Here is a 13,215-nt window from a genome sequence, read left to right on the forward strand (position 1 = left end):
AACGTCGCCGGAAAGATCCGACAACACCCTCACCACACGATGGGGGCATGGCGGATGGCGCGGCCCCGGGTCCGGACCGGGACACGACCCAGCGGACTGCGTGTTCGTACTGTGGTGTCGGCTGCGGTATCGAGGTCACTACCAGGATCGATGACGGCCGGAGAGTGATCGCCCGGGTCCGCGGCGACAAGCTGCATCCGACGAACTTCGGTCGGTTGTGCACCAAGGGGGCCATGCATGCCGAGATGATGGCGGCCGACGACGACCGGCTCACCTCCGCTTTGCTGCGCCCGAGCCGTGCCGATGAGCTGCTGCCCACTCCGGTCGACGATGCGGTTGCCGAGGCCGGACGCCGGCTGCGGGCCATCGTCGACGAGCACGGCCCCGATGCCGTCGCGCTCTATGTGTCCGGCCAGATGACGCTGGAGGCGCAGTACCTGGCCACCAAACTCGCGAAGGGTTTCCTGCGTACCGCGCACATCGAATCGAACTCCCGGCTGTGTATGGCCAGTGCGGGCACCGGTTTCAAGCAATCGCTCGGTGCCGACGGGCCGCCGGGGTCCTACACCGACTTCGACCGGGCCGACCTGTTCTTCGTCACCGGTGCGAACATGGCCGACTGCCATCCGATTCTGTTCCTGCGCATGGCAGACCGGCTCAAGGCCGGCGCCAAGCTGATCGTGGTGGATCCGCGCCGCACCGCCACGGCCGAACGCGCCGATCTGTTCCTGCAGATCAAGCCGGGCACCGACCTGGCCCTGCTCAACGGCCTGCTGCACCTGTTGGTGGCCAACGGCGACATCGACCACGAGTTCATCGCCGAGCACACCACGGGCTGGGAGGCGATGCCGGAATTCCTGGCCGACTACCCGCCGGCGCGCGTCGCCGAGATCACCGGGATCCCGGAGGGCGACATCCGCACCGCCGCGGCGATGATCGCCGAGGCCGGGGAGTGGATGAGCTGCTGGACCATGGGGCTCAATCAGAGCACCCACGGAACCTGGAACACCAACGCCATCTGCAACCTGCATCTGGCCACCGGCGCCATCTGCCGGCCCGGCAGCGGACCGATGTCGCTGACCGGTCAGCCCAACGCCATGGGCGGCCGCGAAATGGGTTACATGGGACCGGGTCTGCCCGGCCAGCGGTCGGCCCTCGTGGCCGATGACCGGGCGTTCGTCGAGACGCAGTGGGGCGTGGGTCCCGGCACCATCCGTTCCGAGGCCGGCCAGGGAACCATCGGCATGTTCGAGCAGATGGAGCAGGGCACGATCAAGGCGTGTTGGATCATCTGCACGAATCCCGTTGCCAGCGTGGCCAACCGGAAGACCGTGATCAACGGCCTGGAGGCCGCGGAGCTGGTGATCGTGCAGGATGCCTACCGGTCCACCGCCACCAATCACTACGCCGACATCCTGCTGCCCGCCGCGCTGTGGGCGGAATCCGAAGGTGTCATGGTCAATTCGGAGCGCAACCTGACGCTGCTGTCCCCGTCGCTCGCCCCGCTCGGGCAGGCCCGGCCGGATTGGCAACTGATCTGCCAGGTGGCCGCACATCTGGGTTTTGCCGAGCATTTCGACTACCAGTCCGCGGAGGAAATCTTCGACGAGATCCGCCGGTTCGCCAACCCCAGGACCGGCTACGACCTGCGCGGCGCCAGCTATGAGCGGTTGCGCCAGACCCCGTTGCAGTGGCCCGTTCCGCCGCTCGACGCCTCGGGTGACGGCGACGACCGGAACCCGATCCGCTACCTCAACGACGGCGTCAGCCAGGACCTGTTCGCCGGCGCCGACGGTCACCGGCCCAGGCTCGCGTTCGCCACCCCTTCGCGGCGGGCCGTCTTCCACCCCCGGCCGCACATGGATGCGGCGGAGTTGCCGGACGACGACTATCCGATGGTGCTCAACACCGGTCGGCTGCAACACCAATGGCACACCATGACCAAGACCGGCAAGGTGGACAAGCTCAACAAGCTCAATCCGGCGCCGTTCGTGGAAATCCATCCGCTGGACGCACTCGAGCTCGACATCGTCGAGGGGCAGCCGGTCGAGTTGACGTCCCGCCGCGGCCGCGCGGTCCTACCGGCGAAGGTGTCCGACCGGGTGCGGCCCGGCAACTGCTTTGCGCCGTTTCACTGGAACGACGAGCATGGGGAATACCTCACCGTCAACGCCGTGACCAACGATGCCGTCGACCCGGACTCGTTGCAGCCGGAGTTCAAGGCGTGCGCAGTCAGCCTGCGCCCGGTCCGGTCGGTCGACGGCACCCCGGCTCTGCACCCGCTGGCGGCTGAGATCGGGATGACCGCCACCCACAAGCCGACGCTGAGCCAGGACGAAAAGATCTATCTGGCGGGGTTTTTCACCGGCCTGCCGGATGAACCGGTGGGAGTGCCGGTGCTTCCGGCGACCGCACCGCTCAGTGCCAGGGTGCGGCTGTGGGTGGACGGGGTGCTGGCCGGGCGATATTCGCGGGTCGGCGACTTCGGGCCGGGAGACCGGTCGGTGCCGGATGGACCGCTGGTGTTGTGGGCCTCGCAGACCGGCACCGCCGAGGAGTTCGCCGCCGGGCTGGCCGGCCGCATCGCCGGGGCTTCGTTGGTCAACATGGACGAACTGGAGCTGACCGACCTGGCTGCCGCACGCGACATCCTGGTCGTCACGAGCACATTCGGAGACGGCGGGCCTCCGGACAACGGCGCCGACTTCTGGAGCCGGCTGCAGGCCGCGGATGCCCCGCAGTTGCACGGACTCCGGTACGCGGTGCTCGGCATCGGCGACAAGTCCTACGACAACTTCTGCGGGCACGCCCGCTCCCTGGACCGGCGGCTGGCCGATCTGGGTGCCACCAAGCTCGTGGAGCGCGCCGAGTGCGAGGCCTACGACGACGAGCCGCTGCGGCGCTGGGCCGACACGGTCACGACGGTGCTCACCGGGGCGACGCCCGTCCCGGCTGTCGTCGGCGGCGGTATCCGCACCGTCATCCCCACCGAACCCGACGAATTCACCAGGGCCAAGCCGATTCTGGCCATCATGGCGCGCAACGAGCTGCTGACGACGCCGACCGCCGCCAAGGAGGTGCGCCAGTTCGGCTTCGACATCTCCGAGTACGACGTGAGTTACGCGGTGGGTGACTCGCTGGGGGTCTACGCCAGCAACGATCCGGTCGTGGTGGACTCCTGGCTGGCGGCTACCGCACTCGACCCGGGCTCGGTGATCGAGGTCGACGGTGTCGAGCAGTCGCTGCGCGACGCGCTCATCTCGTCGTACGACATCTGCCGGGTGACACCGGATCTGTTGCGGTTCGTCGCCGATTCCAGCAGCGACCGGTCGGCGGCCAAGATCCTGCGCAGTTCGGGTGAACGGCGCAACAATTGGCTGCGCCACCGCAACGGCCTCGACATCGTGACCGAGTTCGCGGTGCGCGCCGAACCCGAACAGTGGCAGGAAGTGCTGGTGCGGCTCACCCCGCGTCAATACTCGATCTCGTCGAGCCCGCTGGTCAGTCCGCACGAGGTGCAGCTGACGGTGTCGGTGGTGCGCTACCGCGGGGCCGGCGGTACGGCCCGTGGCGGGGTGTGTTCGACGTTCCTGGCCGACCGCGCCGCGGCCGCACCGGTATTCCTGCAACGCTCACCGCATTTCCGGCCGCCCGAGGATGCCGATACCCCGATGATCATGGTCGGCCCCGGCACCGGCGTGGCGCCCTTCCGGGGATTCCTGCAGGAGCGGCGCGCGCTGGGGCACGGTGGCCGGAACTGGTTGTTCTTCGGCGATCAGCACCGCCGCGAAAACTTCTACTATCGCGACGACTTGGAGGACATGGTCCGTGACGGGTTCCTGACCCGGCTGGACCTGGCGTTCTCCCGCGATCAGGCCGACCGGGTGTATGTGCAGCACAAGATGCTGGACCACGGGGCCGACCTGTGGCGCTGGCTGGACGACGGCGCCCACTTCTATGTCTGCGGTGACGCCACCCGGATGGCCAAGGACGTCGACGCCACGCTCACCACGATCCTGCGCACCCATGGCGGGATGTCCGAGGACGCCGCGCGCGACTACAAGCGGGAACTGGTCGCCCAGAAGCGGTACGTGCGCGACGTCTACTGAGCCAGGTCGTTCCAGACGATCTTGGCCAGCTCATCCCGGTCGGCCACGCCGAGCTTGATGCAGGCGCGGTAGATGTGGCCCTCCACGGTGCGGACCGAGACGGTCAGCCGCTCGGCGATGTCGCGGTTCGACAATCCCTGTGCCACCAGTCCGGCCACCTCGCGCTCGCGCGCGGTCACCGGCAGGGGGCGGGCGGCCGACCGGATCGCCGGGGTGGCGGCGCCACCGCACTTGGACGCCAATTGCAGGGCATGCGCGGCGGATTCGGTGCTGTTGCGCCGGTGCCCGGCCTTGTCGTGCAGGGGCACCGCCTGGGCGGCGGAGTCGGCCGCCGACAGCAGCAGGCCCGCTTCCTCGAACGCGGTGGCCACCTTGTCCAGTTCGCTCGGGTCGGCGGCGGCCACTGCTGCGGCGTGGCGCGCGAACAGGGCAGGCAGCGGGCCGTCCACCCGGTCGACAAGGTCCTGCAGGCGCCGGGTCACGCTGCGGTCGCCGAAGCGTGCGGCGCTGTGCAGCGCCTCGGCTTCGACGGCGTACTGGCCGGTGGAATGTGCCGCGTCGGCGGCAGCCCGGGCCAGATCGATCGCCGAACGGTGCCCGCCCTTGGCGGCGGCCAACCAGGCCTTGGCGAGCATCCGCAGGGGCTCGTGCAGCGCCATGAATTCGCCCGAGTGCTCCTTGGCGTCGTCGAGTACCCGTTCGGCCTCGGCGGGATTGCCCATCCCGGCGTAGGCGCGGGCCAGGAGCAACCGGCCGGGAAGCTGCCAAGGCAATGAACTCTCGGCGTTCAGGGCGGCCAGCGCCTGCTCGATCGACGAGACGGCATCGCGGAACCGGCCGCTGTGGGTGGCGGCCACGCCGTCCATGATCTTGGCGATCGCCCAGCCGGCGAACTGGCCGGACGAAGAGAACTCGGTGTACTCGTTGGCCCGCTGCTGTGCGAGCTCCAATTGGCCGGTGTAGGCCAGGGCCAGCACCTCGCCGTAGAACACCATGATCCGGACCATGCCGTCGGTGGTCTTGCGTTCGGTGCGGCACCGCGCCGCGATCGGCAGGAAGGCGTTGCCGCGCCCGATCAACGGCATCGACAGGCCGGCGGCGAATGCCGCGAAATCCACCGCCTGCCGGGGCGCCTCAGGATTCGCCAGTACCCGTTCGGCGATCTCCAGCCCTTCACCGATCTTGTTCCGGTGCACGGCCATGCCGGAGCCGGTCGCGTCGATGATCAGCCTCAGGATGGGATGGGTCACCCGCTCCCGCAGGAGGGCGAGCACCTGATCGGCCCGTGCCACGTCGCCCATGGACCAGAACAGGATGGACAACCGCGGGATGCCCCACTGCACCAGCTCCATCTCGTTGAGATCGGCGGGGGCGAACTGCTCGAGGATGCTGTCGGCCTGCACCGGATGGCCCTGCCACAACAGCGCGCGGGACAGCAGCGCGGCGGCGCTGAGACCGCCTCCATGGTCGAACGCGGCACGGGCCAACTTCTCGCCGAGCGGAAGGTTGGACAGGAACACCGCATCCTTCGCGGCGGTGATCAGCAGCTCGATATCCGTGCCCTGGTCACTCTCGATGGCCAACTCCGCCAGCTTGATTCGGCTGGCAGCGGTGTCGAGGTTGCGCTCGTGCAGGACCTTGGCGATGCGGCCGCGCAGCTTGCGGGCCGAGGCGGTGCCGACCCGCCGGCGCACCGCCTCACCGAACAGCGGATGGCTGAAGCGGACGTTGATCTGCCCGTCGTCGGAGACGATCCGGATCAGGCCGCGCATCTCGGCCGCGTCGACGGCTTCTTCGCCAGCGAGTTCGGCCAGCGCATCGATGTCGAGTGGCTCGCACAGCGCCAGCAGTTTCAGTGCGTGCAGGACGTCTTCGCCGGCGTGTGCCAGCCGTTCGTCGAGCAGTTCGACGAGCCCGGAGGGGATGACGGTGGGGCCGCGGAACTGCCACACTCCGTTGACCTTGGTCAGCGTCCCGGCGTCGACCGCACCCTCGACCATGTTGCGCAGGAACAGCGGGTTACCCCCTGAGGTCTCCCACATCACGTCTGCACTGAGGCCCTCCAAGGTGCCGCCCAGCACGGTCTCGATGAGCGCGATGCTCTGCTGCTTGGTGAACGGGCTCAGCTCGAACCGTTGGAGGTAGCCGTCCTTCCACAGCGAGGTGACGGCGTCGGGCACGGGTTCGCCGCTGCGGACGGTGGCCACCACGTGTCCGGACCGTTCGACTGCGATCTGGTGCAACAGGGTCGCTGACAGCTGGTCCAGCAAATGCGCATCGTCGATGCCGACGATGGTGTCGCCCTCGGCCACCAGCGATTCGCGCGCCGAGCCGATCAGGGCGATCGGGTCGCGGGATCCCGATGACGACACCCAGTGGGCGAATGCGCCGAGCGGGATGCTCCGGGACGACTCGGTGCACGCGGTCCAGTGCACCTTCCGGCTCAGTGATGCGGTCACGGTGCGTGCCAACGTGGTCTTGCCCACTCCGGCGGCTCCGACTAGGACGACTCCGCAGCTTTCCGTCCCGCTGAGGGCGGACCGAATGGCCTCGTGCTCGGCGGGCCGGTCCAAAAGCTGCCACTGACCAGGCATGAATCCTGAGTCTAGGGGCACCGGGCCCGGAACGCTGCCGAACAAGGGGTCGACGGGGCGGTGTTTGTCGGCGGCGGCGGCGAATGTTCTTCCCATTGAAAGTATTTCCGTTCGCTGACGTCAGTCCGGGAGCTCGGAGATGTCGCACGGCTCGTGCCGCTCGATCTTGTTCTTGTCGTGCCGGAAGTCGCTCGATGCCTCGTACACCTTGCGCTTCAGCCGGTTGATCGATCCCAGGGGCCGGTGCGCCTCGAGGCCACGCCACGAGTTGAAGGAGAGCACGTCGTCGCCGTAGGCGCGCCGCAGCGCGCTGTACGGATTCTGCTTGGGGTACACCACCTTGGCCACCGGCAGATACGGGGAGTCCCAGGGCTTGGTGGCGTCTTCGATCGGCATCTTGTCCTTGTCCAGACACAGTTGCACGCTGAATGTGTACTCCGCGGAGTGCTTTTCGAAGAACGCCATGATCAGATCGCGGTGCTCATCCTGACCGGGATTGCGCGGAAGAGTCTGGTCGGCAAGCGCTTTCACCTCAGGTGAGGTGGGCTCGTACTTGAACCGCGCCACATAGTCGCCGTAGCGGATCGGGGCGGAGGAGAAGAATGTCTCGCCCAGGATCGGCCGGTTGGGTGCGACGAACACCGCCAGATTCGGCGGTATCGGCAGGCCGATCTTCTTGAGCGCGCCGAGCAGTTCGCTGCCCGCCCACAGGGTGTTGTCGGACAACCTGGCCAGCAGCCTGGCGCTGAGCATTCCCAGCCCGCGGTAGGCGTGAGCGTCGGCGAACAGGAATTCCTCGTGGGTGACGAGCACGAAGTCCTGCGTGACGTTCGGGTCGTCCTGCGGATCCTTCATCGCACGCTCGCCGTGCACTCCGATGGCCTTGATGCCGAGGCCACGCACGCCGCGGTTCTTGTCGCTGCGCAGCACCCCCGAGGTCGTCGATATGCGGGCGATCACCGGGTAACTGCGCTCGTCGGCGAACATTCCCTGGGCGAGCACGTCCGGCAGGTCCGGATTGACGATGAGTTCACCGCGCAGGATTGCGTGGCTCTTGGCATGTGCGTCACGCAGGCCGTGCTTGAACTTCTTGTAGGCCCGTTCGTTGTTCTTGCGCAGTGACTTGATGATCTTCTCGATGTCCTCGGCCTCGCCCGCCTTGGGCTGCTCGAGATTGTCGTGGTAGCGAACCGGGTCGAGGCTCTCGGTGATGCGACGTACGTCGGCGGGGGCCATCGCTTCGGTCATGTGGGGGCCTTTCTGGTGGGGGCGGTGTCGGGGTGGGCGGAGACGGTGTTCCAGGGGGCGAACGGGTTGGCCACGCCGGCCAGGGCCGGGGCCAGTTCGGGGAAGTGGCGCAACAACACCGAGCGCATGTCGTTGTCCCGAACCCACTTCATGCCCGCGACGGTGTAGGTCTCGTCGCGGAAGTCGGTGGTGAAGAAGCGGTCGCTTTCCAGCCGGCGGGTGGCCATCAGGATGAACACCCGGAATGCGGTGTCGCTGAAGCCGAATCCGGGTGGTTTGGGCTCGGCGTACAGGCCGATCATCAGGTCGACGAGGTTCACGTCGTCGTAGATCTCGCGCAGCTCGGCGGCCAGGGCGGTCTCGCCGGTCAGTTCCTCGAACGTCTTGACCGGCTTGAGCCGGAACAATTTCCGGAACTGGTTGTAGCGCGGCACACCTCGCTCCCGGCACCGGATCAAATCGATCGTGGCCAGATCCATCAGGGTGCCGTCGACGCGATGCATGTGCTGCAGGTGCCGCGGGAAGTTGTGCAGGGACAGCGCCCCGGGATGGGCGCGCCCGAAGGAGTACAGCAGATCGGCCATCGGGCTTTCGGCCAGCCGGTCACGCACATTGAGCACCGACAGCTCCGGAAGCTCGTGCTGTGCGGTGACGTGGTCGTCGGCCAGTGAGCGGAAGGTGAACTCGTCGGGGATCAGCGGGTGCATCCGGTACACCGCGACGAACTCCTCGGTCAGCGAATAGGGCACGCCGTGATGTGTGGTGGGCGACCCGGGGATGCCGTGCAGCAGCGGGCTGCCGTTGATGCGCCCCAAGCTTCGCCGGAACACGGGGCCGAGCTTTTCACCCAGCAGCCCGAACCAGTTCACCCGCATGGCTGTCACCGTCGTCGGGTGGGCGATGATGGCCGGCGTCCAGTCCACGGTGTGGATCTTGGCCATCAGGGCGGAATTGACCAGGCGGGCCTTGTCGTAGAGCTGTTGGCCGGTCAGGTGGGGATACGCCCGGGCGAGGTGGTCGCAGATGGCGTTGTGCTCGCGCATGAACAGCGAGTGCAGCAGGGCCAGGCCCACCCAGAAGTTTCCCGCGGTGCCGGTCAGGTCTGCCGTGGCCTCGACCTCGGGCGGCGGCAGGCCGGAGTCGTCGATGCGCAGCTTGCCCTGCTCCGGTGCGCGCAGGGCACTGGCGAAAGCCGGTGTGGTCCCGTAGATCTGGGAGGCGTCCCACCAGTGCGACTCCTGGGTGGTGAAGGTGGGCGGCCCGACCGGGCTCGGGTAGGGGTCGGGCGGGGTGCGCTCGACCCGCATCGGCCGCTGAGGCCAGGGGTCGTCGTCGAGGAGCGGCACCACCCAGGGCTGCGTGGGGACCGAGCCGTGGGCGAACCAGTCGTGCACCTCGAACTGAATCCACGCCGCGGCCAGGAGATTCAACGTGGTCGCGGGCTGAAAACTGTCGCGGGTCAGCAGGGCGCGGCTGATCAGCCGCGGATTCGGGTCGAGCAGCTGGTGGGGGGATTCGGGATACGAGTGTTCGGGTGGGACATTGCGGCCGAACCGGCAGCCCACCGCGCCCATCCTCGGGTCGCTGAGGTCGTTGTAGGAACCGTCGCGGGTGCGGGCGCTCAGATAGTTGCCGGCATCGACGGGCCCGGTCGGGGGGATCGGGGCCGGTTCGGCGGCATACAGATTCGACGTTCGCAGCTGGTGGCGCAGTCCGATCAGCACAGCCAGGCCGATCGCCCTGGGAAGACGCGGCCAGCCCACCGACTGATCGATCAGCTGCGCGACCCGGGCTCCGAACGTCGCTAGCCGAGACCTGGCCCGGGACCAGGCGGCAGCGACGACCGCCGGGGCCTGCCTCGCCGTGGTCACCATTCGTCGTTTCCCTCCGGGCCGGAATGTGGCGCCTGCCTCCCAAGACACGATTGTTGTTCAGAAAGCCGGAAATGACATGAGTAGTGGGCTACTCGATCCGGCATTGCTGATCCAGGTGTGTTTCAAGTAGTCGAATACGCGTGTGCGCGCGGCGCGGCTGAGCGACGATCTCAGACGACGCAGGAAAACCTGGGGTGGGCCGAGGATGCCGAGGAGCACGGTGAGTTCGACTGGGGATGTCTGGGCCGATCGGGTGCTCAGTGCGCTGGGGGATCTGGAAGCGTCGCGACAAGGCGTGGACATGGCCGCGCTGACGGAGACCGTCGCGGCGAAGTACGCGTCGAAGTTCAGCGAGCGCGACCGGCAGTACCAGAACGACCAACCCTATTGGCACAACCGGGTTCAGGACGCTGTCGCGTTGTTGCGCAGGCGGAAGCTGGTCGCCCCGAAGGCACCGAAGAGCGCGGCCGTGCGGTTGACCAAGGCGGGCGACGACGCTGTCGCCGGAGCGCGGGAACGGGCCGAGACGGCGGTCGAGCCCGTCGAGCGGGTCGCCCGGGCCGCCCCACCCGAACCGTCCAAACGCGACCCCGTTCTGGCTGGTGTCGTCACACCACCGCTGCGCGCCGCGATGGCCGAGGAGAGCAACGACACCCCGCTGGCGATCATGATCGAGCTCAACCTGACCTTCCAGCCGTCGGTGGCCGCCGCGATCGAGCGGGTCGGGCATCTGTGGGGGCTGATCGGTGGGCCGGGAACTCCCGTGCCGTTGGCCGACCAGTTCGTGGCCGGGGAGCTCACGCCCGACCAGATCAAGTCGCTGGTGTCCGCCGATGCCGTCCCACAGGACTGGGCGCAGCGCGCGGTCTACCGGATCTGGCCGGACTTCGAGGTGCACCCGCAGATCGACGCCTCCTCCACCACCATCAAGGCCGTCGCCGCTCAGCGGTCGTTCGGCAGCTTCGGCGAGGGAATCGTCTGGGCCGTGGTGGATTCCGGTATCGATGAGACACACCCGCATTTCGATGCCCATCAGAACCTGCACGATCCCGCGGTGGCCGACCTGCACCACGACTTCACCGGGGGCAACGCTCCGCTGACCGACACCGACGGGCACGGCACACATGTGGCCGCGATCATCGCCGGGGGTTTGGTGGGCCGTCAGTCCGCCGACGTCGTGGTGGTCGAGAAGCGGCTCAATGACCCTGAGCACGGCGGCGATCCGATCACCGCACCGCGCACGGTCGCCGATCCGGACCGGTTGGCGGGTATGGCTCCCAAGGCCAAGCTGGTGAGTCTGAAGGTTCTCGGTCCCGGAGACCGGGCCTCCCGCGTGAGCCGCGTGATGCAGGCGTTGGCCTACGTCCGGAAGCTCAACGCCGGGAGTGAGCGGGTGCCGCGGATCCACGGCGTGAACCTCAGCCTGGGATACGAATTCGACGCCGAGTGGTACGCCTGCGGGCAGAGCCCGATGTGCATCGAGGTCGACAAGACCGTGCGCTCGGGTGTGGTGGTGGTCGTGGCCGCGGGCAATTCCGGCTACGTGTCACTGAATACGGCGTTCAGCAAGGATTCGGTGAAGTTCACCGCCGACATGACGATCAACGATCCGGGCAACACCGAGAGCGCGATCACCGTGGGCTCCACCCACCGGAGTTCGCCGCACACCTTCGGCGTCTCGTACTTCTCCTCGCGCGGTCCCACCGGGGACGGGCGGCGCAAGCCCGATCTGGTGGCCCCCGGCGAACGCATCACCTCGGCGGCGGCCGGCGACCGCCGGGCGAAGGTCACCAATCAAATCGACGTCGGACCCGATGTGCCGGTGTACGTCGAGGAAAGCGGCACCAGCATGGCCGCGCCCCATGTGTCCGGCGCGATCGCGGCGTTCCTGTCGGTGCAGCGGGAGTTCGTCAGCGAGCCGGAGGCCGTCAAACGCATCTTCGTCGATTCGGCCACGTCGCTGAATCGGGATCCGGCATTCCAGGGCAGCGGCCTGGTCGATCTCATGCGTGCTCTGCAATCCGTTTGACCTGAAAGGAATCCGATGACCAACAATGTGGCGGACCGGATCTGGCGGCTGGTGTTCGATGCGCAGGGCGATCCCGATCCGGCCGTGCTGGCCGATCTCAAGAGCCGGATCGGTGCGGCCGGGCTGACCGATCTGATCATCTTCTCCCACGGCTGGAACAACGACGAGGCGGCCGCGACGTCGTTGTACGAGCGGTGGTTCGAAAAGCTGGCACCGCAACTGGACCCGGCGCGCACGGTCGGCTTCGTCGGGCTGCGGTGGCCGTCCCAGCTCTGGCGCGACGAGCCGATCCCGGATTTCGGCGAACCGGTGGCACGTGACGGCGGCGGTGCGGCCGCACTGGGCGAGGAGGCGGCCGTGCCGGCCGGGCCGGTGACCATCGATCCGGAGCAGCTCGCCGAACTCAAGGACATGTTTCCCGGCGGCGAGGACGAGCTGGACACCATCGCCGGCCTGCTGGCCGCCCCGCCCAGCACCGAACGGGTACCGGAACTGCTCGATGCGCTGCGGGCGTTCAGCGCGGCCACCCAGACCGGTTTCAACGACGGCGAGGGCGATGCTCCCGACGCCGGGCCCGGGATGCTCGCGGCAGATCAGGACCCGGAGAAGCTGTTCACCACGTTCGCCGACGAATTGGCCTCGGCTGGTGTGGAATTCGACGAAGTCGGCGGGGGAGCGGCCGGCCTGGGCGATTTCGTGGGCCGGTTGTGGCACGGGGCCAAGGAGGCGCTGCGCCAGCTCAGCTACTGGAAGATGAAGAACCGGGCCGGCGTGGTGGGCCGGCGCGGGCTGGGTCCCGTCATCGACCAGCTGCACGCCGAATTTCCCGAGCTGCGGATCCATCTGGTCGGACACAGCTTCGGCGCCCGGGTGGTGTCGTACGCCCTGGCCGGGATGAGCGATGTCCAACCGTCACCGGTCAAAGCCGTCACCCTGCTGCAGGGGGCGTACTCCCGGTTCACCTTCACCGAGCGGCTGCCGTTCCGGCAGGGGGCCGGTGAGCTGGCCGGGCTGCTCAGCCGGATCGACGGTCCGCTCACGGTCTGTTTCTCCAGCCACGACCGGGCGCTTGGCACGTTCTATCCGCTGGCCTCGGCCGCGGCGGGCGAGGATGCGGCCGCGGCCGAAGATCCGTTGTTCCGCTGGCGGGCCATGGGCTCGCACGGGGCGTATCAGTCGCAAACCCAGAGCCTGGGCGCGGTGAATACCACGTATCCGTTCCAGCCCGGTCAGATCCTGAACCTGAATTCGTCGGATATCGTCATCGAGGACAAAAGTCCCTCGGGAGCGCACAGCGACATCTTCCACGAGGAATTGACCTGGGTTGTCGCCGCTGCCGGGAAATTGAACCCGGCTTGAAT

The 13,215-nt window shown here is 67.8% G+C and carries 6 protein-coding genes; 3 read left to right on the forward strand and 3 right to left on the reverse strand.

Going from position 1 to position 13,215, the window contains the following annotated elements; translation table 11 throughout:
* Positions 1-47 precede the first annotated feature (47 nt).
* On the forward strand, positions 48-4,109 hold the full coding sequence (locus BN2156_RS03320) for a bifunctional nitrate reductase/sulfite reductase flavoprotein subunit alpha (protein ID WP_090510188.1): 4,062 nt from the start codon (positions 48-50) through the stop codon (positions 4,107-4,109).
* On the opposite strand, the gene BN2156_RS03325 is transcribed toward BN2156_RS03320, so the two are convergent.
* The 3 genes from BN2156_RS03325 to BN2156_RS03335 form a co-directional block, all read right to left on the reverse strand.
* Positions 4,103-6,703, reverse strand: coding sequence for a LuxR C-terminal-related transcriptional regulator (locus BN2156_RS03325; protein ID WP_090515410.1), 2,601 nt, complete (start codon positions 6,701-6,703; stop codon positions 4,103-4,105). The two genes, BN2156_RS03320 and BN2156_RS03325, sit on opposite strands and share 7 nt — an antisense overlap.
* 120 nt (positions 6,704-6,823) lie before the next feature.
* Complete coding sequence (locus BN2156_RS03330; protein ID WP_235625198.1) at positions 6,824-7,951, reverse strand: catalase family protein; 1,128 nt, start codon at positions 7,949-7,951, stop codon at positions 6,824-6,826.
* Positions 7,948-9,825, reverse strand: a complete 1,878-nt coding sequence (locus BN2156_RS03335) for a peroxidase family protein (RefSeq protein WP_090510191.1) — start codon at positions 9,823-9,825, stop codon at positions 7,948-7,950. The genes BN2156_RS03330 and BN2156_RS03335 overlap by 4 nt, the downstream gene beginning before the upstream one ends.
* 220 nt (positions 9,826-10,045) lie before the next feature.
* Between BN2156_RS03335 and BN2156_RS03340 the strand changes: the two genes are divergently transcribed.
* Positions 10,046-11,854: a S8 family peptidase gene (locus BN2156_RS03340; RefSeq protein ID WP_235625199.1), complete on the forward strand. Its 1,809-nt coding sequence runs from the start codon at positions 10,046-10,048 to the stop codon at positions 11,852-11,854.
* Between the two features lie 15 nt (positions 11,855-11,869).
* Positions 11,870-13,213 (forward strand): alpha/beta fold hydrolase, encoded by a 1,344-nt coding sequence (locus tag BN2156_RS03345; RefSeq protein WP_090510195.1) that lies wholly within the window; start codon positions 11,870-11,872, stop codon positions 13,211-13,213.
* The last annotated feature ends 2 nt before the right edge of the window (positions 13,214-13,215 follow it).

This window comes from Mycolicibacterium neworleansense (genome assembly GCF_001245615.1).
In the GTDB taxonomy this organism is placed as follows: domain Bacteria; phylum Actinomycetota; class Actinomycetes; order Mycobacteriales; family Mycobacteriaceae; genus Mycobacterium; species Mycobacterium neworleansense.

What these genes read in the sequence shown, in the direction of transcription:
- BN2156_RS03325 (WP_090515410.1), bottom strand. Translation starts at nt 6,703, where the DNA reads ATGCCTGGTCAGTGGCAGCTTTTGGACCGGCCCGCCGAGCACGAGGCC.
- BN2156_RS03335 (WP_090510191.1), bottom strand. Translation starts at nt 9,825, where the DNA reads ATGGTGACCACGGCGAGGCAGGCCCCGGCGGTCGTCGCTGCCGCCTGG.
- BN2156_RS03330 (WP_235625198.1), bottom strand. Translation starts at nt 7,951, where the DNA reads ATGACCGAAGCGATGGCCCCCGCCGACGTACGTCGCATCACCGAGAGC.
- BN2156_RS03345 (WP_090510195.1), top strand. Translation starts at nt 11,870, where the DNA reads ATGACCAACAATGTGGCGGACCGGATCTGGCGGCTGGTGTTCGATGCG.
- BN2156_RS03320 (WP_090510188.1), top strand. Translation starts at nt 48, where the DNA reads ATGGCGGATGGCGCGGCCCCGGGTCCGGACCGGGACACGACCCAGCGG.